At 62.5% G+C, this 24,302-nt stretch carries 21 protein-coding genes; 6 read left to right on the forward strand and 15 right to left on the reverse strand.

The window, feature by feature from the left end; translation table 11 throughout:
* Positions 1-45: 45 nt before the first annotated feature.
* From REH34_RS14090 to REH34_RS14115, 6 genes are all read right to left on the reverse strand, one after another.
* Positions 46-1,446 (reverse strand): efflux transporter outer membrane subunit, encoded by a 1,401-nt coding sequence (locus REH34_RS14090; RefSeq protein WP_311971948.1) that lies wholly within the window; start codon positions 1,444-1,446, stop codon positions 46-48.
* A complete protein-coding gene (locus REH34_RS14095) occupies positions 1,443-2,435 on the reverse strand; it encodes a hypothetical protein (protein ID WP_311971949.1) in 993 nt (330 codons plus the stop codon). The genes REH34_RS14090 and REH34_RS14095 overlap by 4 nt, the downstream gene beginning before the upstream one ends.
* Positions 2,428-4,578, reverse strand: coding sequence for a peptidase domain-containing ABC transporter (locus REH34_RS14100; protein ID WP_311971950.1), 2,151 nt, complete (start codon positions 4,576-4,578; stop codon positions 2,428-2,430). The genes REH34_RS14095 and REH34_RS14100 overlap by 8 nt, the downstream gene beginning before the upstream one ends.
* Positions 4,575-5,849, reverse strand: a complete 1,275-nt coding sequence (locus REH34_RS14105; protein ID WP_311971951.1) for an HlyD family efflux transporter periplasmic adaptor subunit — start codon at positions 5,847-5,849, stop codon at positions 4,575-4,577. Before REH34_RS14105 ends, REH34_RS14100 begins: the two co-directional genes overlap by 4 nt.
* An 83-nt stretch (positions 5,850-5,932) precedes the next feature.
* Positions 5,933-6,091 (reverse strand): hypothetical protein, encoded by a 159-nt coding sequence (locus tag REH34_RS14110; protein WP_226505442.1) that lies wholly within the window; start codon positions 6,089-6,091, stop codon positions 5,933-5,935.
* A 313-nt stretch (positions 6,092-6,404) separates the two neighbouring features.
* Positions 6,405-8,771 (reverse strand): heavy metal translocating P-type ATPase, encoded by a 2,367-nt coding sequence (locus tag REH34_RS14115; RefSeq protein WP_311971952.1) that lies wholly within the window; start codon positions 8,769-8,771, stop codon positions 6,405-6,407.
* An 88-nt stretch (positions 8,772-8,859) separates the two neighbouring features.
* Between REH34_RS14115 and cadR the strand changes: the two genes are divergently transcribed.
* On the forward strand, positions 8,860-9,309 hold the full coding sequence (gene cadR, locus REH34_RS14120; protein ID WP_226505440.1) for a Cd(II)/Pb(II)-responsive transcriptional regulator: 450 nt from the start codon (positions 8,860-8,862) through the stop codon (positions 9,307-9,309).
* Positions 9,310-9,373: 64 nt separating this feature from the next.
* Here the strand turns inward: cadR and REH34_RS14125 are convergent, their stop codons facing one another.
* Together REH34_RS14125 and lgt are read right to left on the reverse strand one after the other, a co-directional pair.
* Positions 9,374-10,345 carry a thymidylate synthase gene (locus tag REH34_RS14125; RefSeq protein ID WP_226505439.1) on the reverse strand — a complete coding sequence of 324 codons (972 nt, stop codon included), beginning with the start codon at positions 10,343-10,345 and terminating at the stop codon, positions 9,374-9,376.
* A 48-nt stretch (positions 10,346-10,393) separates the two neighbouring features.
* Complete coding sequence (lgt, locus tag REH34_RS14130) at positions 10,394-11,206, reverse strand: prolipoprotein diacylglyceryl transferase (protein WP_311971953.1); 813 nt, start codon at positions 11,204-11,206, stop codon at positions 10,394-10,396.
* Positions 11,207-11,507: 301 nt separating this feature from the next.
* Between lgt and REH34_RS14135 the strand changes: the two genes are divergently transcribed.
* Complete coding sequence (locus tag REH34_RS14135) at positions 11,508-12,269, forward strand: NRDE family protein (RefSeq protein WP_311971954.1); 762 nt, start codon at positions 11,508-11,510, stop codon at positions 12,267-12,269.
* A gap of 112 nt (positions 12,270-12,381) precedes the next feature.
* Here the strand turns inward: REH34_RS14135 and ptsP are convergent, their stop codons facing one another.
* Positions 12,382-14,661, reverse strand: a complete 2,280-nt coding sequence (gene ptsP / locus REH34_RS14140) for a phosphoenolpyruvate--protein phosphotransferase (RefSeq protein ID WP_226505436.1) — start codon at positions 14,659-14,661, stop codon at positions 12,382-12,384.
* 22 nt (positions 14,662-14,683) lie between these two features.
* Positions 14,684-15,163 carry an RNA pyrophosphohydrolase gene (locus REH34_RS14145; protein ID WP_226505654.1) on the reverse strand — a complete coding sequence of 160 codons (480 nt, stop codon included), beginning with the start codon at positions 15,161-15,163 and terminating at the stop codon, positions 14,684-14,686.
* Between the two features lie 141 nt (positions 15,164-15,304).
* On the opposite strand from REH34_RS14145, the gene REH34_RS14150 reads away from it, so the two are divergent.
* Positions 15,305-15,964: an HAD family phosphatase gene (locus REH34_RS14150; RefSeq protein ID WP_226505435.1), complete on the forward strand. Its 660-nt coding sequence runs from the start codon at positions 15,305-15,307 to the stop codon at positions 15,962-15,964.
* A gap of 125 nt (positions 15,965-16,089) precedes the next feature.
* On the opposite strand, the gene REH34_RS14155 is transcribed toward REH34_RS14150, so the two are convergent.
* On the reverse strand, positions 16,090-16,542 hold the full coding sequence (locus REH34_RS14155) for a DUF2269 family protein (protein ID WP_311971955.1): 453 nt from the start codon (positions 16,540-16,542) through the stop codon (positions 16,090-16,092).
* A gap of 120 nt (positions 16,543-16,662) precedes the next feature.
* Positions 16,663-18,177 carry a threonine ammonia-lyase, biosynthetic gene (gene ilvA, locus REH34_RS14160; RefSeq protein ID WP_226505433.1) on the reverse strand — a complete coding sequence of 505 codons (1,515 nt, stop codon included), beginning with the start codon at positions 18,175-18,177 and terminating at the stop codon, positions 16,663-16,665.
* Positions 18,178-18,324: 147 nt separating this feature from the next.
* Between ilvA and rpiA the strand changes: the two genes are divergently transcribed.
* Positions 18,325-18,996, forward strand: coding sequence for a ribose-5-phosphate isomerase RpiA (gene rpiA, locus REH34_RS14165; protein ID WP_226505432.1), 672 nt, complete (start codon positions 18,325-18,327; stop codon positions 18,994-18,996).
* Between the two features lie 112 nt (positions 18,997-19,108).
* Here the strand turns inward: rpiA and REH34_RS14170 are convergent, their stop codons facing one another.
* Both REH34_RS14170 and REH34_RS14175 read right to left on the reverse strand, forming a co-directional pair.
* Positions 19,109-19,774, reverse strand: a complete 666-nt coding sequence (locus REH34_RS14170; RefSeq protein ID WP_226505431.1) for a fumarylacetoacetate hydrolase family protein — start codon at positions 19,772-19,774, stop codon at positions 19,109-19,111.
* Between the two features lie 44 nt (positions 19,775-19,818).
* A complete protein-coding gene (locus REH34_RS14175; protein ID WP_311971956.1) occupies positions 19,819-21,222 on the reverse strand; it encodes an FAD-binding oxidoreductase in 1,404 nt (467 codons plus the stop codon).
* 169 nt (positions 21,223-21,391) lie between these two features.
* Here REH34_RS14175 and serA point away from each other — a divergent pair, with 169 nt between their 5' ends.
* Positions 21,392-22,621 (forward strand): phosphoglycerate dehydrogenase, encoded by a 1,230-nt coding sequence (gene serA, locus REH34_RS14180; RefSeq protein WP_311971957.1) that lies wholly within the window; start codon positions 21,392-21,394, stop codon positions 22,619-22,621.
* A 46-nt stretch (positions 22,622-22,667) separates the two neighbouring features.
* On the opposite strand, the gene REH34_RS14185 is transcribed toward serA, so the two are convergent.
* Positions 22,668-22,871, reverse strand: a complete 204-nt coding sequence (locus REH34_RS14185; protein WP_311971958.1) for a hypothetical protein — start codon at positions 22,869-22,871, stop codon at positions 22,668-22,670.
* A 118-nt stretch (positions 22,872-22,989) separates the two neighbouring features.
* Here REH34_RS14185 and REH34_RS14190 point away from each other — a divergent pair, with 118 nt between their 5' ends.
* A complete protein-coding gene (locus REH34_RS14190) occupies positions 22,990-24,288 on the forward strand; it encodes a hypothetical protein (RefSeq protein ID WP_311971959.1) in 1,299 nt (432 codons plus the stop codon).
* Positions 24,289-24,302 lie beyond the last annotated feature (14 nt).

A 24,302-nucleotide genomic window follows, 5' to 3' on the forward strand; every position in this document is an offset into this window, starting at 1 on the left:
TTGCGCGTTCGGCGATGAAGAGGCTCGCGCTTGAAACCAGCCCCCTTATATCGCTGACCACCCACCGCCCAGCGCCTTGTACAGCGACACCGCATTGGTCAACCCTGCCAGCCGCGTGCGAACCAACCCCTGCTGCGCGGCGCTCAGGCTGCGTTGCGCATCCAGCACCTCCAGATAACTGTCCAACCCCTCCTCGTACAGCAGGGTCGCCAACTCTACGCGCCGCGCTTCATTGGCGACTCGCAGCCGCTGGGTTGCCAGTTCGCGCTGCAAAGGCCCCCGGGCGCCCAGCGCATCCGCCACCTCGCGGAACGCCTGCTGAATCGCGCGCTCATACTGCGACACGGCGATATCCCGCTGCGCCCGGGCCAAGGCCAGATTGGACTCGCGCCGCCCCAGATCGAACAGTGGCACGGTCACCTCCGGTGAAAACGACCACGCCCGCGCGCCACCGCGAAACAACCGATTGAGTTGCGGGCTGCTGAAACCCAGCACGCCGGTCAGCGAGATCCGCGGCAGATAGGCCGCCCGTGCCACACCGATGTTGGCATTGAAGGACTTGAGCCGGGCTTCGGCGGCGCGGATATCAGGGCGGCGCGTCAGCAGCGTCGACGTCAGCCCGGCGGCGACCGGCGCTACCGGCTGGTCCACCTCGAGCGCCGCCACTTGCAATCGCGATGCTTGCAAATCGGTGCCCGTCAGCAGCTCCAGGCGATTGAGCGCCAGCTCGTAGCCACGCTCGGCGCTCGCCTGCTCGGCTGCCAGGCCCAACACCAGCGAGCGCGCCTGACGCACTTCCAGTTCGCTGGCCAGGCCCTGCCCGTGGCGTTTTTCGATGAGTTGCAACGAGCGCTCCCCAGCGCTGAGCAGATCGCCGTGCTGTGTCTGCAGGCCGAGGTAGGTCAGGGCCTCGTAATAGGTAGCCGCGACCTCACCCACCAAGCTGATCTGCACCGCCCGGGCGTCCTCCTCGCTGGCCAGCAATTGCTGGCCGGCACTGTCGCGCAAGGCCTGCACGCGCCCCCACAGGTCGACCTCGTAGGCCGTAATGCCCACGCCCAGTCGAAAGCGCCCCTGCTCACCGATCACCCGCTCACCGGTGGGTGAATCCAGTGCCGACAGCTGCTGACGCTGGGTCGCTCCCTGAACACCCAAGGTGGGGAACAGATCGGCACGCGCCACGCCAAACACCGCCCGCGCCTCGTCGATACGCTGCACGGCGATGCGCAGATCCCGATTGTGCTCCAGCGCCTGACCGATCAACTCGCGCAACTGTGGGTCATTGAATACCTGCTCCCAGGCGGGCAAGGGCGTGACGGCCTGTTCGACAACCTGATCGCGCCACTGGGCAGGCACCGGCGCCGCTGGGCGCACATAGGTCGGGATAAACGAACAGGCACTCAGGGCCACACATGCCAGCAAACCCGCAGCGCCCCAGCCGCTCACCGCAACGCCCCTGGCTGGGCCACTGCGGGCCGCCGCTTGGCCGACGACCGCTGCCGGTGATAGAACGCCTCGAGCCTGGGCAGGTAGAACCATTGCTCCGGCGCGGCCGCCAAAAAGCGATCCAGCGCGGCCATCCACTGCGCTTGCATGGCGGGCAGCGGCGCCGCCGCTATCCGCTCCAGCACTTGTACCCGGCCTTTGCCGCCCAACTGCGCCTGATGGCCAATGAGCAAGGCGTCACAGCCCAGTTTCGCGGCCAGAAACAGCGGCCCTTTGACAAACTGCGCCGGGCGATGGAACAGGTGGCCCGGCAGCGGCTCGCCGAAACGCAGCGCCCCCAGACTCACCGGCAGGTCGCAGAACACCACCACGCTGTCGCCACGCTTCAACGCCCGCGCCATGCTCAGCGCCGTGCCCGGATCGGCGACATCCAGCACGTCGACCCAGTGCCCCAGCCCTTCAAGCTGCTGCAGGGAATGACGGGTAAAGGGATCGGCGAAATTCCAGATCGGGATGACGAAACGGGTCGGCCGCACCTGCCGGGCCATCAGGCTGGCGACCGCCATCCAGTACTCCCCCGTGTGGGTCAGCAGATAGAGCGTGGGCCGCTCGACCTCTGCCAAACGCTGCGGATCGACCCACGGGATGTCGGCAATCCAGGCACGCAGGTCGAAAGGCCGCTGGCGCGGATAGAGCTGCTCGTGCAGGGCGCGCTGCCATTGCAATACGCCAAAGCGGCAACTGAGCTTCTTGGCCAGTGTCGATTCATACCCGAGCGCGGTCAGGTTCTGCCGACACAAGCTGTAGTCACGCCCTCGACACCCGGACGGCAAGCGCCTCAGCACCTTGGGCAAGCCGACAAACAGGCGGCCCATGGGCACGACGCGCGACATCAGTGCGAGCCCCTTGATCAGCCACTGACCCAGCCGCGCCTTGCAGATCATGCACAGCATCCAATAGCGCACTCGCGTGCTGCTTCGATCAGTCATCCAAACCTCCAGCCGGCATCGGCAGCAAGCGCCCCTGGCGCATCTGCAGGACCACATCGCAGGCCTGGGCGACGTGTCGATCATGGGTGACCACCACGCAGAGCATCGACAGCAGCCCGAGGGTGGCGATGATCACGTCCCGGGCCTCGGCATCCAGATGGGAAGTGGGCTCGTCGAGCAGCAGCACTTGGGGGCGTCGGTACAGCGCGCGGGCGATCAACAGCCGTTGCTTCTGCCCGGTCGACAACTGCACGCCGGTCGGCCCCAGCAAGGTGTTAAAGCCATTGGCCAGCCCCTGCACCGCCGCCAGCAGGCCCGCCTGCTCGATGCACGTCTGCAGCCAGATGCCATCACCGCGCTCGGCATCCAGAGTGATGTTGTCCATCACGCTGCCGGCAATGATCTCGTCGTGGGCCGTCACGTAAGCAAGGTTTTGCCGATAGCGCTGCAAGCCGAACCGTTGCAGCTCGACGCCGTTGACCTCGAACTGCCCGGCCTCGAGCCGATAGAATCCCGCCAGCACCTTGAGCAGGGTGCTCTTGCCGCAGCCCGACGGCCCGAAGATCGCTACCTTGCTGCCCGCCGTCAAACGCAGATCGACGTCCATGAACACCGGCCGCTCGAAGCTGCTGTAGCGAAACAGGCCGCCTCGCACCTGCAGCGACAGCAACGGGGCGTGCTGCTCGTCGGCGCGGGCGAGGTAGGTCTCGGTTTCAGCCCATTCGGCCGGCTCGTCGATGATGTCTTCGACGCGGCGCAGTTCCACCTGCACCAGGCGCAGGCTGGCATAGCGGTCCAGCAGGTTGAGCATGCAGCCCATGAACATGTCCTTGTAGAGCACGAAGGCAAACAGATCGCCGATGCTGTTGTTGCCCTGCAATACCGCAAAGGCCCCCAGGGCACTGACCAGCAGGGAATGCCCATGGGACAGCCCTTCATGCACCACCCCATTCATCGATTGCAGGCGTTGCACCTTGGCGCGGGCCACTTCGGTGTCGACGTGCTGATTGCTCCAGCGCGCCAGTTTGGCGGCCTCGTAGTGGTAGAGCTTCATCGACTCAATGGCGTTGACGGTGCCAAGCAGGCTGACGTTGCGGGCGGTTTCGGCCTCGATGGCGACCTTGTGGGTGCGCTCCATGATCGGCAGGGTCAACAGCCGAAAGCCGAAGAACAGCAGGCACAACACCAGTGACAGGCCCGCCAGGGGCAGGTTGATCAGCGCCATCAGGCACAGGAAGGCGAGGCCGAATACCGCGTCGATGGTCATGTCCATCCAGCCTGCGGTGAACTGCGTGTAGGCACGATCGGTGGCTTGTGTGCGCCGTAGAATATCCCCCGGCGCGCGGCGCTCGAACCAACCGACCGGCAAGCGCAGCAACCAGGCCATCACGCCGATGCCCAGGTCCTGGCTCAATGCAATGCGCAATTGTGCGTCGAGCCAGGTGCGCAGCCAGGCGGCGACGGTCTTGAACAGAAAGATGGCGCCGAACACGTAGAGGATGAGATAGAGGAAGTCCTCGTCGTTCTTGGCGACGACCTCATCGATGGTCAAGGAAAACAGCTTGGGCGCGGCAATGGCCCCCAGGTACATGACGATGGCCAGCAGCCCCATGGGGATCAGGTAGCGCAGCAGCCAGGGATTGCGCGACAGCACCTGGGTGAAGCTCAGGGCCTGGCGCGCCGGCATGCTGCGCTGGAGGGTAAAGTGCAGGCCCGGTACCAGCTCAAGGGCCACGCCACTGAACAACGGCAGCGCCTCCTCCCAGGTGTAAAAGCGCCGACCCAGTGCCGGGTCGATGATGCGCAGGCCGCGGCGCTCGACCGCTTCCAGCACCACGAAGTGCATCTTGTTCCAGAACAGAATGGACGGCGTACGCACCTGGCGCAGGCCGTCGAGCATGACCTTCAGCGGACGGCAGGCGAACCCCAGGGTTTCGCTGACCTTGATGATCTGAAACAGCGACATGCCATCGCGGGCGACGCTGCAGCGCTGGCGCATCTGGCGCAGGCTGAGGACATGACCGTGATACCCGGCGATCATGGCGATGGCCGCCATGCCGCATTCGGACATCTCGTCCTGAAGGATCACCGGTACGGATTTGCCCAAGGCGCGGCGGACGCGGCTCAGCGTTGCATCGATCATGTCGCCTGCCCCGCAGCATTCGGCATCAGCGCCGGGAGATAGTCGGGGTTACGCTGGCTGCCTTTGAGTACGGGCAGGAACAGCCACTCCATGAGGCTCAGCGATTCGAGACGCAACGAGCCGCGCAGGGTCATGCCGTCCTTGAGCCAGTGTTCACGAATGCGCGTGCGGGGATCGCTGAAATCCAGCGCCACTTCCACCAGATACACTGCGCCCTCCGTCGGTGGGTCGGCCGAAGCGCCCAGCGGCACATCGCGGTAAGTGCTCGCGGTACTGCGGACGATGCGGCCCTTGACCACGCCATAACGCTCATAGGGATAGGCGTCGATGCGCACGATCACCGGCGTGCCAGGGCTGGCGAAACCGATGCTGGAGGGGCTGACATCAAGCATCACGGTGGGCATCGCCCGCTCGGGCTGGTCGATGCGCAGCAACAGCATCGGTTGACCGGCCTGGGCCCGACCGCCAGCGAATACCGAGACCCCATCGACCACGCCATCCACCGGTGACAGCAATACATACTGCTGGTGCTTGCGCAGGGTTTCGCGGCGTTCGAGCAGTTCGTGACGCTGGCGGGCGATGTCGCTGAGGCGCAAGGTCAACTGATGTTCGGCGTCGCTGCCGCGCTGCTGCAATTCGAGCAGCCGCTGGCGCGCCGCCGCTCGCCCCTGTTGGTTGCTGGCGAGATTCTGCTGAGCGGTTTCGTGGCGCACGATGGCCTCGTTGAGGGCCGCTTCGGACACCGCACCCTCTCGGGCCAGACGCTCATGGCGCTGCTGCAGACCGGCGGCGATGGCGACGCGGCGCTGGATCGATTGTTCGATCCGGGCGTTGAGATCCAGATCGGCCTGTAACTGGTCGATCTGCAGGCTCAAGGATTCACGCTGCGTGCGGTACACGTCGTGCGCCTGGGCTTCATCGCTGTGAGTGTCGGCGAGCAGGCTGTCCAGTCGCTCGGCACTTTGGGTGGCAGTGGTCTGGCCACTGCCATCACTGAAATTTTCTGGCTCCTGAGGTCGAATCCTCAGCAGCGGCTGGTCCTTGCGCACCGATTGCCCGGCCACCACCAGCACTTCCTGTACGTGAGCGTTGCCTTCACTGGCGATGCGCACCACATCGCGGGTCAGTACCCGGCCCTGTACTTCTTCCTTGCGGGCATACTCGCCGGCGACCAACAACGCGACCAGCATGAAAAAAAACAGGCAGATCAACCAGCCGAACACCAAGGTCCGAACGGGCGCCCGCAGAGCAACCTTTCCGAGTTCCAACATCGCGTCATACCTTCATGCAGCCCGCAGAGGGGAGCGGCGCCACTCCCCCCTTTACATCCTTGAGCCCTTGCAGGCCGCAGGCATCAGCTTACTTTGGCAACCACGGCAGCGATCACCGGAATGGCCGCATCGATCACCCCGCCGATGTCGGCGAAAATACCGGCACCGCGTACTTCGTGAGTGTCTTCGAGCGTCATTTCCTGGGGAGCGTTGGCGATTTCCAGCTGGGCTTGTGTAGACATGGCGATACCTCGATTTATTGTTATTGATAGGAATTGCCGCCGAGACGGCAGACGCGTTCGAGCAGTGCTCCGAACAGCAAGGCTCGACAACGCCGCCCTTGGGCAAGCCGGATGAACTCGCTCAGTGGCGGGGGTGATTATCTCGATCGGGGCGGGAGGGGAATAGCGGGCAAGTCTGACAGGGGCGTAGGGCAAGTCTGAGAAGGTCGGCCTAACAGTAGGAGCGTTCCTACAGCGCGGTTATTTTCGGGGGCAAGCCCCCTCACTACAGGGTTGGTAATTGTAGCGAGGGGGCTGGCCCCGGAAATTATGACTACCGCCGCAGCAGGCGCAGCCCGTTGAATACCACCAGCAAGCTGACCCCCATGTCGGCGAACACGGCCATCCACAACGTGGCCATGCCGGCGAAAGTGATCACCAGGAACACCGCCTTGATCACCAGCGCCAGCACGATGTTCTGCACCAGCACGCTGCGGGTCTGGCGCGAGAGGCGGATAAATGCCGGAATCTTGCGCAGATCGTCGTCCATCAGCGCGACATCCGCAGTTTCGATGGCGGTATCCGTACCGGCTGCCGCCATGGCGAACCCGACGTCGGCGCGCGCCAGGGCGGGGGCATCGTTGATGCCGTCGCCGACCATGCCGACCTGGCGACCTTCGCCGCTCAAACTCTCGATGACCTGCAGCTTGTCCTCGGGCAGCAGGTCGCCACGGGCCTCGTCAATGCCGACCTCGCGGGCGATCGCGGCGGCAGTGTGGCTATTGTCGCCGGTGAGCATCAGGGTCTTGATACCCAAGGCGTGCAACTGCTCGATGGCTTCGCGGCTGCTGTCCTTGACGGTATCGGCCACGGCGAACAGCACCAACGGCCGCTGGCTGTCACACAGCACGATAACGCTTTTGCCTTGACGCTCCAGCACGTCCAGCTTGGCTTCCAGCTCGGTCGAACACAGGCCCAGGTCTTCCACCAAACGGTGGTTGCCCAGGTGATACAGCTGGCCGTTGACCTCGCCTTTCACGCCACGCCCCGGCAATGCCGTGAACGTTTGCACGTCCAGCCATTGTGCCGATTGGCTCTGCGCCTCGCGGGCGATGGCCAGCGACACCGGGTGATCCGAACGCCGCGCCAGGCTGGCAGCGATCAGGGGCGCATCGGCGGCAGCAGAAACCAGCAGTTGCATGTCGGTCTGCACCGGTTTGCCGTGGGTCAGCGTGCCGGTCTTGTCCAGCGCCAGCACTTGCAGGCGATGACCGCTTTCAAGGTATACCCCGCCCTTTATGAGGATGCCCTTGCGCGCCGCGGCGGCCAGGCCGCTGACGATGGTCACCGGGGTGGAGATCACCAGCGCGCAGGGGCAGGCCACGACCAGCAATACCAACGCCCGGTACAGCCAGTCGAACCAGGGCGCGGCCATCAACAGCGGCGGCACCACCGCCACCAGCACCGCCAGAATGAACACCGCCGGGGTGTAGATGCGCGAGAAACTGTCGACGAAACGTTGCGTAGGTGCCTTGGCGCCCTGAGCCTGCTCGACCGCATGAATGATGCGCGCCAAGGTGGAATCGCCAGCTGCAGCGGTGACTTCATACTCCAGCGAGCCGGCCTGGTTGATGGTGCCGGCGAACAGTTTGTCGCCGGTGGTCTTTTCCACCGGCAGGCTTTCGCCGGTAATAGGCGACTGGTCGACGCTCGATTGCCCGGTGCGCACGGTGCCATCGAGGGCGATGCGCTCGCCGGGCTTGACCCGCACCAGCGCACCCAAGGCGATCGCGCTGGCCGGTTGGTCAAGCCACGCGCCATCGGCCTGCTGCACGGTGGCGGTCTCTGGGGTCAACCGCATCAACCCGCCAATGGCGTTGCGGGCCCGGTCCAGCGACTTGGCCTCGATCAACTCGGCCACGGTGAACAGGAACATCACCATCGCCGCTTCCGGCCATTGACCGATCAACACCGCGCCGGTGACCGCGATGCTCATCAAGGCATTGATATTGAGGTTGAAGTTCTTGAGCGCAATCCAGCCCTTTTTATAGGTGCTCAGACCACCGCTGAAGATCGCCACCAGTGCAACGATAGCAATGACCCAGGTGGGCGCTGCCCCCGAGAAATGCAGCACTTCGGCGCCAAACGCCGCGACGCCGGACAACGCCAATGGCCACCACGGCTTGTTGGCGGGCGGCAGCGTTTCCACGGGTTTGCCTTGCGCGTCGACGCTTAGCGGCTCGGCACTCATGCCCAGCGAGGCGATCGCCTGGATGATCGGCTCGGTGCTGCCCAGCGTATGGCGAACGCCAAGCACGCGGTTGATCAGGTTGAAATCCAGCTGTTCGATACCGTCGAGCTTGCCCAGGCGGTTATGGATCAGGGTTTGCTCGGTCGGGCAGTCCATCTCGGCGATGCGGAACTGGCTGAGCTGGGCGTCGGGGCTGGTGGCGTCGCTGAGCTGGACCTGCGCGGGAGCCGGGGCGTGATCGTGGCCATGGTCATGAGTGCTGCAATCATGGCCAGCGTGGCTGGCGTGGCTGGCCTCGCGCACGACGGGCTTGAGGGATACGAACGGCGCAGCTTTTTGCTCGCAGCAGGAAGCTGCAGGCGCCGAGGCGTGCTCATCATGGTCATGAGAATGCTCGTGCTCGTGCTCGTGCTCGTGCTCGTTAGGATGGTCGCTGTGCTGACGGCTCATGGGTCCGGTCTCTGAAATGCTTGTTGCCAAGTGAACACCCTGTAGCGACTATAGGGTCAAGAGACTTTTGCAGATCGAGGGACATGAGATGAAAATCGGCGAACTGGCCAAGGCCACCGACTGCCCGGTAGAAACCATCCGCTATTACGAACGCGAAGGCCTGTTGCCCGAGCCCGCCCGCAGCGACGGCAACTATCGGGTATACACCCAGGCCCACGTCGAGCGCCTGACGTTCATCCGTAACTGCCGCATCCTCGACATGACCCTCGAAGAAATCCGCAGCCTGCTCAACTTGCGCGACAGCCCTCAAGACCGCTGCGAAAGCGTCAACCACCTGATCGACGACCACATCCAGCACGTCAGCGCCCGCATCGAAGGCCTCATGGCCCTGCAACAGCAGCTCGTGGAGCTACGCCAGCGCTGCGGCAGCGAGGCTGATCACGACCCATGCGGCATCCTCCAACGCCTGGAAGTGACCGGCGCGGTCACCGTGCCGGAGGCAGAGCATTCACATGTGGGACGCAGTCATGGGCATTGAGAGCGGCCCGTGAAGCCAGTCTCAGTGGAGGTTCTGTGTAGCCCGGAAAAATCCTTCCCTGAAACTAAACCGCCATCGGCGCCGTCATCGGCGGGTGGTGCTCATACCCTTCCAAGGAAAAATCGCTCGGCTCGATCAGCTCCAGCCACTCCGGCTGGTACAGGCCGGTCTTGGCGAATTCCGGGACGCGATCGGAGATCACCAGCCTGGGCGCTGGCAGGGGTTCGCGGTCGAGTTGCTCGGTGAGCATGCTCAGGTGGTTTTCATAGACGTGCGCATCGCCGATGAAATAGGTGAACCACCGCGGTGTGTAACCGGTCAGGCGGCCGATCAGCGACAGCAACGCCGCGCCTTCGGTGAGGTTGAATGGCGTGCCCAGGCCCAGGTCGTTGGAGCGGATGTACAGGGTCAGGGAGATTTCCCGCGTCTCGGCATTGGGGTGGAACTGATACAGCAGATGACACGGCGGCAACGCCATCTCGTCCAGCTGCGCGCAGTTCCAGCCGTGGAACAGGATACGCCGGCTGCCCGGATCCTTGATGATGGTATCGACGCACTGGCGAATCTGATCGATGGCCTTGTACAGCACCACGTAGGCCTCACCGTCTTCCTCGGCCTGGGCCAGCTGCGTGTAGCCCTGGCCGAGCGCCAGTTCGATGGCCGCCGGATTGCTCAGCGCAATACGCTTGTAGGCCGGCCACTGGCGCCATTGCACGCCGTAGATTTCACCCAGGTCGTCGGCGCCCTTGCGGAACGGGTTGTCGAGCCACTGCTGGTTCTCGTTGGCGTTCTGGTCCCAGACCTTGCAACCCAGGGCGCGGAACTCGGCGGCGTTGTTGACCCCGCGCAAAAAGCCGACCATCTCGCCGATGGCCGACTTGAACGCCAGCTTGCGCGTGGTGATTGCCGGAAAGCCTTCCTGCAGGTCGAAACGCAGCATGGCGCCCGGCAGGCTGATGGTCTTCACCCCGGTACGGTTGGACTGAAGGGAGCCACGCTTGATGACGTCGGCGACCAGATCGAGATATTGCTTCATGACTTACCTGCATCGATGCCGGCAGGGTCGAACCCTGCCTGACGAGTATTAAAGTGCGGCGCTGTGTTCAGCCGGCTTGCGGTGATAGGCCAGCCAGATCAGCGCCAGGCCACCGATGATCATCGGTACACACAAGACCTGCCCCATGGTGACCCAGCCCCAGGCCAGATAGCCCAGCTGCGCGTCCGGCACCCGCACGAACTCCACCAAAAAGCGGAAGATGCCATAGAACAGCGCGAACATGCCGGACACGGCCATGGTCGGGCGCGGCTTGCGCGAATAAAGCCAAAGGATAGCGAACAACGCCACGCCTTCCAGTGCGAACTGATACAGCTGGGACGGGTGGCGCGGCAATTGCGCCGGATCGCTGAACGGCGGGAACACCATGGCCCACGGCAGATCGGTCGGCTTGCCCCACAGCTCGGCATTGATGAAGTTGCCGATACGTCCGGCGCCCAGGCCGATCGGCACCATCGGCGCAATAAAGTCCATCAGTTGGAAGAACGACTTGCCATTGCGCTTGCCGAACCACCAGGTCGCGATCATTACGCCCAGCAAGCCGCCGTGGAACGCCATGCCGCCTTTCCAGACTTCGAAAATCAGCAATGGATTGGCCAGGTAGACGTCCAGATCGTAGAACAAGACGTAGCCCAGCCTGCCGCCGACTATCACGCCCATGGCCACCCAGAAGATCATGTCCGAGAGTTTTTCTTTGGTCCAGGTCGGGTCGAAACGCTGCATGCGGCTCAGCGCCAGCAGCCATGCGCCGCCGATGCCGATCAGGTACATCAGACCGTACCAGTGGATTTTCAGGGGACCGATCGCCAGGGCGACGGGATCGATCTGCGGATAAGCCAGCATTGCGACTCCTCGATAAAGCTGTGGGTTCAAGGCCGCGCCAACTGGGGCTGCACCTTGATAAAACAGGAACTATGCCCGGAGGGTCGAGGCACTGACCACCCGGAAATGATGAAATTTTGTGACACGGACGCCGAGGCCCGTGACAGAGGCCTGAACGCGCCGACTTACCAGGCCTGCGGCCATACGCTGTCGAATCAGGACCGGCATGGTAGCGGAAACAGCCCCTGCGGCTCCAGCCAATGAGGATGGATAGTGCCGGGCGGCGTGGGTACAGTAGCGACAAAGACAAGGAAACCCGCCCATGTGCCTGATCGTTTTCGCCTGGCGCCCCGAGCACGACGTGCCGCTGCTGCTGGCGGCCAACCGGGATGAATTCTATGCCCGCCCGACCCTGCCGCTGGCCGCCTGGGAGGATGCGCCGCACGTGCTTGCCGGTCGCGATCTGGAGGCGGGTGGTACCTGGCTGGGCCTCGGACCGGGCGGACGTTTCGCGGCGCTGACCAATATCCGTGATCCTGATCAACCGACAGGGCACCGTTCGCGGGGTGACCTGGTCGCACGGTTTCTGACCAGCGGAATCGATCTGGATGACTATTTGCGCGAGGTTCGTGGTCGTTCGGCGGAGTACGCCGGGTTCAATCTGCTATTGGGCACGGTAGCGCCCGGGCAGTTGCCGCGGCTGATGTATTTCAATGCGCGCGAAAGCGAGCCGGTTGCGCTTGCGGCTGGGGTGTATGGGTTGTCGAATGCCGCGCTGGATTCGCCTTGGCCCAAGCTGATCAAGGCTCGTGAGGCCTTGGCCGCTGAATTGGATGATGCCATGGAGGATAAATTACTGGCCGTGCTCAACGATCCGGAACCTGCCACGGATGCCGATTTGCCAGACACCGGCGTGGGGCTGGCGACGGAAAGGCTGCTGTCGAGCGTGTTTATTGCCAGCCCGAGCTATGGCACGCGGGCCAGTACGCTGGTGAAACTGCGGGCGGATGGCGGAAGGCGGATTGTCGAGCGCAGTTATGGGCCCTATGGCGGGCATCTGGGCGAGGTGGCCCTGGAGGATTGAGGCGTCCTCCAGGGACTCTCGCGGGCAAGCCTTGCTCCCACAGTACGACTCACCACTGTGGGAGCAAAGCTTGCTCGCGAAGAGGCCAGTAGCATCAGCAAAACGCTGACATTCAAAGCGTCTTCGGCGCAGCCGGGTTGATCATCCGCGACAAGCCCTGATTCTTCAGCGCCAGCTGCAATGAGCTGTGGATAACTTGCGGGTTGTCGATTTTCATCAACTGCGCAAGTAATTCCTTGGACTTGCTCATACTGACCTGACGCAACATCCACTTCACTTTCGGCAAGTTGGTGGCGTTCATCGACAGACTGTCGTACCCCATCGCCATCAATAGCACCGCCGCCGCCGGATCACCGGCCATCTCGCCACAAATGCTCACCGGTTTGCCCTCGGCATGAGCTTCGTTGACCACATGCTGCAAGGCCATCAGCACCGCCGGGTGCAGGTAATCATACAGATCGGCCACCCGCGGGTTGTTGCGGTCGACCGCCAGCAGGTACTGGGTCAGGTCGTTCGAACCCACGGACAGGAAGTCCACCTGACGCGCCAGCTCGCGCGCCTGATAGACCGCCGCCGGAATTTCCACCATCACGCCCACGGGCGGCATCGGCACGTCGGTGCCTTCATCGCGCACCTCGCCCCAGGCGCGGTGGATCAGATGCAGCGCCTCTTCGAGTTCGTGCGTGCCCGAGATCATCGGCAGCAGGATGCGCAGGTTGTTCAAGCCCTCGCTGGCCTTGAGCATGGCCCGGCACTGCACCAGGAAGATCTCCGGGTGGTCGAGGGTCACGCGGATGCCACGCCAGCCCAGAAACGGGTTGTCTTCCTTGATCGGGAAGTACGACAGCGATTTGTCACCACCGATGTCGAGGCTGCGCATGGTCACCGGCAGCGGATGGAAAGCCGCCAGTTGCTCGCGGTAAATGGCTAACTGTTCCTTTTCGCTGGGGAACCGCTGGTTGATCATGAACGGGACTTCAGTGCGATACAGGCCTACGCCTTCGGCGCCACGTTCCTGCGCCCGCGCCACATCGGCCAGCAGGCCGGTGTTGACCAGCAACGGCATGCGATGCCCGTCGAGCGTCACGCACGGCAGCTCGCGCAGCGCATCGAGGCCTTTGGAGAGCTCGCGCTCTTCCTCCATGACCGCACTGTACTGCTTGATCAGGATCTCGCTGGGGTTGGTGAACACCTCGCCGTGATAGCCGTCGAGGATCATGCGGATGCCGTCGACCTTGGAGTACGGCAGATCGACCACGCCCATCACCGTGGGGATGCCCATGGCACGCGCCAGGATCGCCACGTGGGAGTTGCCGGAGCCGAGCACCGAGACCAGGCCCACCAGCTTGCCCTCGGGCACCTCGCCAAGCATGGCCGGCGACAGCTCTTCGCTGATCAGGATGGTGTTGTCCGGATACACCATGGTCTGCGAGCGGGCTTCCTGCAGATAGGCCAGCAGGCGCCGGCCCAGGTCCTTGACGTCGGAAGCGCGCTCGCGCAGGTAGGCGTCGTCCATCAACTCGAAGCGAGCGACGTGCTCGGCCACGACATTGCGCAACGCGCCCTGCGCCCATTGCCCGGTCTTGATGATATTGGTGACTTCACTGCCCAGTGAAGCATCGTCGAGCATCATCAGATAGACATCGAACAACGCCCGCTCTTCCGGGCGCAATTGTGTGGCCAATTTCGCCGAAAGGGTGCGCATATCACCACGTACGCCCTCCAACGCGTTCTGGAACAAGCCCAGCTCGGCCTTGATGTCGGTGACTACCTTGTCCGGCACCACATCGAGATCCGCCGGCGGCAACATGACCACGGCGGTACCGACCGCAGCACCCGGCGAACCAGGTACGCCGACGAAACGGGCTTCCTGGATGCCCTTGCCTTGACGGCCCAGGCCGCGGATCGAGCCCGTCGCCTCGGCATGGGCGATGACGCCGGCGAGCTGTGCGCTCATGGTGACCAGGAAGGCTTCTTCACCCTCGTCGAACTGGCGGCGTTCCTTCTGCTGGATCACCACCACGCCGACCACCCGACGGTGGTGGATGATCGGTGCGCCCAGGAACGACGCGAAGCGCTCTTCACCGGTCTCGGCGAAGTAGCGATAACGCGGGTGATCGGCGGCGTTCTCAAGGTTCAGGGGTTCTTCGCGGGTGCCCACCAGGCCCACCAGACCTTCATTGGGGGCCATGCTGACTTTGCCGATGGAACGTTTGTTGAGGCCTTCGGTGGCCATCAGCACGAAACGGTTGGTCTCAGGGTCGAGCAGATAGACCGAGCACACCTGGCTGCCCATGGCTTCCCGGACGCGCAGCACAATGATCCCCAACGCCGTCTTGAGATCCTTGGCGGAGTTGACTTCCTGGACGATCTTGCGCAGCGTATTGAGCATGGCTCGGGGTCGAACTCCGTCGTCAGTCGCGCGATAAAAGGCGCGGGGCAAGCTCTTTGAGCGCGCGACGATAAACTTCGCGCTTGAATGTCACCACCTGGCCCAGCGGGTACCAATAACTGACCCAGCGCCAGCCATCGAACTCGGGCTTGGGCGTCAAATCCATTCTTACGCGCTGCTCGTTGGAAATCAGGCGCAACAGAAACCATTTTTGCTTCTGGCCGATGCACAGCGGTTGGCTGTGTGTACGGACCAGGCGTTGCGGCAAACGATAACGCAACCAGCCGCGCGTGCAGGCAAGAATTTCAACATCCTGCCGCTCGAGCCCTACTTCTTCATTCAACTCGCGGTACAAGGCCTCTTCCGGCGTCTCCTGGGGGTTGATACCGCCCTGCGGAAACTGCCAGGCATCCTGGTTGATACGACGAGCCCACAGCACCTGTCCGGCGTCATTGGTCAGAATGATGCCGACGTTGGGACGGAAACCATCGGGGTCGATCACGGCAACAACCTCGTAAACGCATGTTTCCGCATTGTTCCACAAAGCCTGTCAAGGCGGCAACGCGCCCGCATACCTTATGTGCACAGTTGTCAAAAGTCCGTATTCTGTGAGGCGTTTATCAATAGGTAGGTGAGAAATTCCATGCGTTTGGCATTATTCGATCTCGACAACACCCTGCTCGGCGGCGACAGCGACCATGCCTGGGGCGATTACCTGTGCGAGCGCGGGATTCTCGACAAGGTCGAATACAAAGCCCGCAACGATGCATTCTATGAAGATTACCTGGCCGGCCAGCTCGATCAGGGCGCCTACCTGGAATTCAGCCTGGAAATTCTCGCCGCTACCGATCTGGCGCAGCTGGACGAATGGCACCGTGATTTCATGCGCGACTGCATCGAGCCGATCATTCTGCCCAAGGCCATCGCACTGCTCGAACAGCACCGCGCGGCCGGCGACAAGCTGGTGATCATCACCGCCACCAACCGCTTCGTCACTGGGCCGATCGCCGAGCGACTGGGCGTCGACACCCTGCTGGCCACCGAGTGCGAGATGAAGGACGGCCGCTACACTGGCCGCAGTTTCGACGTCCCGTGCTTCCGCGAAGGCAAGGTGACGCGCCTGAACCGCTGGTTGCAGGAGCAGGGGCTGAATCTCGACGACAGCTACTTCTACAGCGATTCGATGAACGATCTGCCGCTGCTTGAAGAAGTCGCCCACCCGATCGTGGTCGACCCGGACCCGAAACTGCACGAAGAAGCCAAGCGACGTGGCTGGAAAGAGATTTCGCTGCGCGGCGAGTGATTATGCGGTGTGGCTGATGGCCCCTTCGCGGGCAAGCCTTGCTCCCACAAAATGCACGACTCATCACTGTGGGAGCCGAGCTTGCTCGCGAAGAGGCCCGCAAGGCCACCAAAGAATAGCCGGTCTTACACCGGCTTGACGGCCACCAACACCACAATCACCGCAAAACACAGCGCCGAGGCGCCACCGTAGATATAGGCCCGCTTACGCTGCACCCCCACGTCTTTCTTGTCCGCAGCGCGGGAGTAAACCTGCGCGCGGCGCAGACGATTGACGCGGCGTACCGCCATCAGCCAGAACAGCCACACCAGCACGTACAGCAGCTCCGCACCCAGCATCCACAACTGCCCGAGCGGCCAGGCGCCTAGGTGGGCCAGCCACCAGCCACTGAACGGCAAGCTGGCGAGGCTCAGGGCCATCAACCCCCAGGCGAACACCCATGGCCGCTGCAGACTACGGCCCAGTGCGGCACTGTCGTCGCCGGCGCGCATGGCCCGCCAGGCAATGACCCCAGCACTGACCACGAACAGCACCATCGCAACAAAAAATCCAAGCTTGAATGCGCTGTAGCTTTGCATAGCGTTCGGCTCCTTATGGCGCTGAAATATGGCGTGATGCCGAAGGCCCCTTCACGGGCAGAGCCCGCTCCCACGGGTGTACGCGCAATCCTGTGGGAGCGGGCGGAGGGGTCGTCAGGCTCAGCCCAAAAACAACTGGTACGCCGGATTATCCGTCTCATCCCAATAGGGATAGCCGATGGCATCCAGGGCTGCGGCCACCAGATGACGCTCATCCTCCGGTACCTGCAGCCCCGCTACCACCCGACCATCCGCCGCGCCGTGGTTGCGGTAGTGGAACATCGAGATATTCCAGCGCCCGCCCAGTTTGCTGAGGAAATTGAACAGCGCCCCCGGCCGTTCCGGGAATTCGAAACGCATGACCCGCTCGTCGCTGACCTTCTCGGCATGCCCACCCACCATATGGCGAATATGCAGCTTGGCCAATTCGTTGTCGGTCAGGTCCAGCACCGGGAAACCCTGCTCGCGCAGGTTGGCCAGCAGCGCATCGCGCGGATCGTTTTCCGGGTGGGTCTGCACGCCAACGAAGATGTGCGCCTCACGGCCGCTGTGGAAACGATAGTTGAATTCGGTGATCTGGCGCTTGCCGATGGCCTGGCAGAACGCCTTGAAGCTGCCCGGCTGCTCCGGAATAGTTACGGCGATGATGGCTTCACGCCCCTCACCCAGCTCGGCACGCTCGGCCACATGGCGCAGGCGGTCGAAGTTGACGTTGGCACCGGAGTCGATCGCCACCAGGGTCTGCCCGGTCACCCCGTAAAGTTCGATGTACTTCTTGATGCCAGCGACACCCAGTGCACCGGCAGGCTCGGTGATCGAGCGGGTATCGTCGTAGATATCCTTGATGGCCGCGCAGATCTCATCGGTGCTGACCGTCACCACTTCATCGACATGATGCTTGCAGATATCGAAGGTGTGCTGGCCAATCTGCGCCACCGCCACGCCATCGGCGAACAGCCCGACCTGCGACAGCACCACACGCTCGCCCGCCGCCATGGCCGCTTGCAGACAGTTGGAATCATCGGGCTCGACACCGATGACCTTGATGTCCGGACGCAGATACTTCACATAAGCGGCGATGCCAGCAATCAGCCCGCCACCACCGACCGGCACGAAGATCGCATTGAGCGGTGCCGGGTGCTGGCGCAGAATCTCCATGGCCACGGTGCCCTGGCCGGCGATGGTGTCCGGATCGTCATAGGGATGCACATAGACATAGCCCTTCTCGTCCACCAACTTGAGCGAATAAGCCAGCGCCTCAGGGAAGGAATCGCCGTGCAGCACCACTTTGCCGCCCCGCGAGCGCACGCCCTCGACCTTGATCTCCGGCGTAGTCCGCGGCATCACGATAGTGGCTTTGACCCCCATCTTCTTCGCCGCCAGAGCCAGACCCTGGGCGTGGTTGCCAGCCGACGCGGTAACGACGCCCCGGGCGCGCTCGGCATCAGTCAAATGCGCCAACTTGTTGTACGCACCGCGCACCTTGAAAGAAAACACCGGCTGCAGGTCTTCGCGCTTGAGCAGCACCGTATTGCCCAGGCGCCGGGACAGCTGATCGGCCGGCTGCAACGGAGTTTCGACGGCGACATCGTAGACGCGCGAGGTGAGGATTTTCTTTACGTACTGTTCGAGCATCGGAAAAAATCACTGCTGGCGGTGGTTGCAAGGACGGCGAGTCTAACCCAGCGCCTGGCGTAACGACCACACGCGCCCGGGTTTTAGCCAACGGATACGGCTATAATGCGGCCCCTCAGATAGACCCTGCCCGCTTCCGGAGCCCGCATGACCCAGGACCAACTCAAACAGGCCGTCGCCCAGGCCGCCGTCGATTTCATTCTGCCCAAGCTCGACGACAAGAGTGTCGTGGGCGTTGGCACTGGCTCCACCGCCAACTGCTTCATCGACGCCCTGGCGCTGCACAAGGGTGCTTTCGACGGCGCCGTGGCCAGCTCCGAAGCCACCGCTGCGCGTCTCAAGGGCCACGGGATCCCGGTATACGAGTTGAATACGGTGAGCGACCTGGAGTTCTATGTCGACGGCGCCGACGAGAGCGATGAAGGCCTGAACCTGATCAAGGGCGGCGGTGCGGCACTGACCCGCGAGAAGATCGTCGCGGCCGTGGCCAAGACGTTTATCTGCATCGCCGATGCCAGCAAGCTGGTGCCCGTGCTGGGCAACTTCCCGCTGCCGGTCGAAGTGATCCCCATGGCCCGCAGCCACGTGGCGCGCCAACTGGTCAAACTGGGCGGCGACCCGGTCTATCGCGACGGCGTGCTGACCGACAACGGCAATATCATCATTGACGTGCACAACCTGCAGATCACCGATCCGGTGCTGCTGGAAAGCCAGATCAACGCGATCGTCGGGGTAGTGACCAACGGCCTCTTTGCGGCACGTTCGGCGGACCTGCTGTTGCTAGGGACTGCCGAGGGCGTGAGAACCCTGAAGAAGTAAGCGCCCGCCACTGGCCTCTTCGCGAGCAAGCCTTGCTCCCACAGACTGTGCCGATACCTGTGGAAGCAGGGGTGCGCGTTTGGCGGCGAAGAGACCCGCAAATCTGTCGTTCTTACAAAACCGTCGTAGCGAAGCTGCTGGCACCTGGCAACTCAAGGACGAGTTCATCCCCCGGATTCAACGGCCCCACGCCCGCTGGCGTACCGGTCATGATCACATCCCCGGCCTGCAGCGAAAAACATGCCGCCATGTACTGGATCATCGGCACGATCGGGTTGAGCATCAGGCTGCTGTTGCCGTCCTGGCGCACTGCGCCATTAAGGGTCAGGCGTACCGGAATATCGGTCAGATCGCTGTAGGTGCTGGCCGCCACGAACGGCGCAATCACGCAGGCTCCGTCAAACGACTTGGCGATTTCCCACGGCAAGCCCTTTTCTTTGAGCTTCGATTGCACATCGCGCAAGGTCAGATCCAGCGCCGGGGCATAACCACTGATGGCGTCCAGGACTTCCTCTTCGCTGGGCTTGGTCGACAGCGACTTGCCCAGCAATACGGCGATCTCGGTTTCGTAGTGCACTGAACCACGATCGGTCGGCACCTTGAAGCCACCCTCCGACGGCACCACACAACTGCCAGGCTTGATGAACAGCAGCGGCTCGGTAGGTACCGGGTTATCCAGTTCCTTGGCATGTTCGGCGTAGTTGCGCCCGATGCAGACCACTTTCCCGACCGGATAGTGAATCCGGGTCCCGTCAGCGTACTGGTGTTGATAGCTCATGAACGACTCCTCTGCCTGCTGGAATATGCGTGGAAGCAATGCGCTTAGTGGTCTTGCACAGCAAAAATCTTGCCGGGGTTCATGATCCCGTTGGGGTCGAACACCGCTTTCATGGCCTTCATGTACTCGATTTCGATTGGCGACCGGCTGTAGGTCAAATAATCGCGCTTGGTCATGCCCACGCCATGTTCGGCGGATATCGAACCGTTGTACTTCTGCACCGTCTCGAATACCCACTTGTTGACCGTGGCACACTTGGCGAAGAATTCGTCCTTCGACAAACCGTCTGGCTTGAGAATATTCAAGTGCAGGTTGCCGTCGCCGATGTGGCCGAACCAGACGATCTCGAAGTCCGGATAGAATTCGCCGACGATCGCGTCAACCTCCTTCAAGAACGCCGGGACTTTTGAAACAGTCACTGAAATGTCGTTCTTATAGGGCGTCCAATGCGAGATGGTTTCGGAGATGTATTCGCGCAGTTTCCAGAGATTCTGCAACTGCTGCTCGCTCTGGCTCATCACCCCATCGACCACCCAGCCCTGCTCCACGCAATGCTCGAAAGTGGCGAGCGCGTCGTTGGCAACTTCTTCGGTGGTGGCTTCGAATTCCAGCAGCGCATAGAACGGGCAGTCGGACTCGAATGGCTTGGGCACATCGCCGCGGCCCAGCACCTTGGCCAGGGCCTTGTCGGAAAAGAACTCGAACGCGGTCAAATCCAGCTTGTTCTGGAACGCATGCAATACCGGCATGATCGAATCGAAGTCGGCGGTCCCCAGCACCATGGCGGTGAGGTTCTTCGGCGCGCGATCCAAGCGCATGGTGGCCTCGACCACAAAGCCCAAAGTGCCCTCGGCACCGATGAACAGCTGCCGAAGGTCGTAACCGGTGGCGTTCTTGATCAGGTCCTTGTTCAGTTCGAGCAGGTCGCCCTTGCCGGTCACCACCTTCATGCCCGCCACCCAGTTGCGGGTCATGCCGTAGCGAATGACCTTGATACCACCGGCATTGGTGCCGATATTGCCGCCAATCTGGCTGGAGCCCGCCGAGGCGAAATCAACCGGATAATAAAGGTTGTGCTCTTGCGCGAGGTTCTGCAGATGCTCGGTAACCACCCCCGGCTGGCAGACCACGGTGCGGTCGACAGTATTGAAGTCCAGTACCTGGTTCATATAGTCGAACGACACCACCACTTCACCGTTGGCCGCCACGGCCGCCGCCGACAACCCCGTGCGACCGCCCGAAGGCACCAAGGCGACCTTGCGCTCGTTGGCCCAGCGCACCACCGCCTGGACTTGGTCGATGGTCTTGGGGAAGACGATAGCCAGGGGCGCCGGGGGAAAGTGTTTGGTCCAGTCCTTGCCGAATGTTTCCAGAGACGCAGCGTCGGTCAGGACCTTGCCGGGCTCCACCAGGTTCATCAACTCATCGATCAGGGCAGGATGGGTCATCGATAGAACTCTCAAACGATTCATGGTCAGCCTGAGCCGTATTCACGTGCCAGGGATGGGCGTTCTGCGGGGTGCATATGCTAGCATACGCCCCCCGCCAATCGAGCTTCGAGCCGTTGGCGCCGCGCTTTACTTACTGCCAATTTCTCCGGGACACAGGTTTACGCAGATGAGCAAGACTTCCCTCGACAAGAGCAAGATCAAGTTCCTTCTTCTCGAAGGCGTCCATCAATCCGCCGTCGACGTCCTCAAGGCCGCCGGTTATTCCAGCATCGAATATCACACCAAGTCGCTGCCGGAAGCCGAGCTCAAGGAAAAGATCGCTGACGCTCATTTCATCGGTATCCGCTCGCGCACGCAGCTGACCGAAGAAATGTTCGACGCCGCCAAAAAACTGGTGGCCGTCGGTTGCTTCTGCATCGGCACCAACCAGGTGGACCTGAACGCTGCCCGCGAGCGTGGCATCGCCGTGTTCAACGCGCCGTACTCCAACACCCGTTCGGTGGCCGAGTTGGTGCTGGCCGAGGCCATCCTGCTGCTGCGCGGCATCCCCGAGAAAAACGCTTCCTGCCACCGTGGCGGTTGGATCAAAAGCGCGGCCAACTCATTCGAAATCCGCGGCAAGAAGCTGGGCATCGTCGGCTACGGCTCGATCGGCACCCAACTGTCGGTCCTGGCTGAAGGCCTGGGCATGCAGGTGTTCTTCTTCGACCCGCTGACCAAGCTGCCACTGGGCAACGCGACCCAGGTCGCCAGCCTGACCGAGTTGCTGGGCCTGGCCGACATCGTCTCGCTGCACGTGCCAGAACTGCCATCCACCCAATGGATGATCGGCGAGAAGGAAATCCGCTCGATGAAGAAAGGCGCGATCCTGATCAACGCCGCCCGCGGCACCGTGGTCGAGCTGAACGCCCTGGCCGACGCGATCAAGGACAAGCACCTGATCGGCGCCGCCATCGACGTGTTCCCGGTCGAGCCACGCTCCAACGATGACATCTTCGAAAGCCCGCTGCGTGGCCTCGACAACGTCATCCTGACCCCGCACATCGGCGGTTCCACCGCTGAGGCCCAAGCCAACATCGGTCTGGAAGTGGCGGAAAAACTGGTCAAGTACAGCGACAACGGCACGTCGGTGTCCTCGGTCAACTTCCCGGAAGTGGCCCTGCCCGCTCACCCTGGCAAGCACCGCCTGCTGCACATCCACGAGAACGTCCCGGGCGTGCTGAGCGAGATCAACAAGGTGTTCGCCGAAAACGGCATCAACATCTCCGGTCAGTTCCTGCAGACCAACGAGAAAGTCGGCTACGTCGTCATCGACGTCGATGCCGAATACTCCGATCTGGCGCAGGAAAAACTGCAACAGGTCAACGGCACCATTCGTTGCCGCGTACTGTTCTGATTGTTCTGCAGCGTTGAAGAAGGGAGGCCCGGGTGGCCTCCTTTTTTTATTCCTCGCCGCCGGCGGTGGGGCACCAGCTCAGATGCGGCTCGAAGTGGCAGCGATACCAGTCGGCCGAACCCGAACCCCATGCATCGACGCCAGGATCGGGCTTGCCCTGCCGATTGATCGACTGATGCTGTTCCGGCGGCTGCGCCCCTGCGCATCCACTCACCAGTACGCCAATCAGTATTGCTGCTATCCAACGCATCGCCAGCCTCCCGCAAATCGGCGAGAGTAGTCCGATGCGCAAAGAATGGATGTCAGAGAACGCCGAGCAAAGCGTAGGACTCTTCCGAATAGCCCGGCAACCGTGTCGTCCGGCCGACATGCTAAAGTCATTTCATTTTTCCAACGCTGCCCGCTGCGGGGATATCACTTTGCACCTGACCACCTTCACCCCGCCCCCGGAACACCCGCCGGCCACCGCTTTCATCGGCCTGGCGCCGTTCCTGCGCATGAGCATCGCCGGCATCGATTTCAGCCTCCAGGCCGCTGAAATGCTCGATCTGGCGCAACTGCATCCCGAAGACGCCGAGTTGTGGCTGAATCTTTCGACCATTCTGCTGTGCCTGAACGAGCAGGAGCTCGGCTTGCAGATTCAGGCCCGGGCGCTGGAAATGCAGCGGGTCTACCGCATTGCCCCCAAGCAACCGCGCCGCCTGACCCTGCTGATGCTGATGGTCCCCGGCGAGCTGTCGGCCAACGTGCCGATCGACTGCCTGCTGGAAAACAGCGATATCGAGCTCATCTACTATTACATCAGCCCCGGCACCCCGTTGACGGCGCCGATTCCCGAGCACGATGTGCTGCTGGTCGGCATCAGCGCCGCTGACAGCACTTTCGAGGCCCTTGCCCAGCTCGTGTCGCCCCTGGCCAACTGGCCGCGACCGATCATCAATCCACCCGAACACGTCCCCCAATCGGAGCGCCAGACCGCCAGTCTGCTGATGCAAGGTATACCCGGCCTGGTGATGTGCCCGGTGCAACGCATCGCCCCGGACACCTTGCGGGCCATCGCCACCGGCACCGTGGAACTGGCCACCGCGACTCAAGGTGTCAATTTCCCGATCATCCTGCGCCCGGTCGGCACCCACGGCGGCCATGGCCTGGAGCGCATCGAATCGGCCGAGGCCGTGCATGGCTACCTGGGCCGCGTACAGGCCGAGGAATACTTCCTAGCGCGCTTCGTCGACTACAGCAAAGCCGACGGCCTGTTCAGAAAAGCCCGGGTGTTTCTCATTGATGGCACACCTTATGCCTGCCATATGGCAACGTCAGAAAATTGGATGATTCACTACCTCAACGCCCGGATGTACGAAGACCCGCAGCGCAGAGCGGAAGAAGCGCGGTTCCTCGACGATTTTCCGGCGTTTGCGGCACGTCACGGCGCCGCCCTGAAGGCGATTGCCGAGCGTACCGGGCTCGACTACCTCGGCATCGATTGCGCAGAGACCCGTGACGGCGAGTTGTTGGTGTTCGAGATCGATCCAGCCATGGTGATCCACGCCATGGACCTGGAGAGCGTGTTCCCGAACAAGCAGTACCACATGCAAAAAGTAAAGAACGCCCTCAGGGACCTGCTCATGCGCCGCGCCGCAGATCATGCCAGGGGGATCACTACCTGATCTGGAAGTCCCCT

It is taken from the genome of Pseudomonas baltica, assembly GCF_031880315.1.
Classification (GTDB): Bacteria; Pseudomonadota; Gammaproteobacteria; order Pseudomonadales; family Pseudomonadaceae; genus Aquipseudomonas.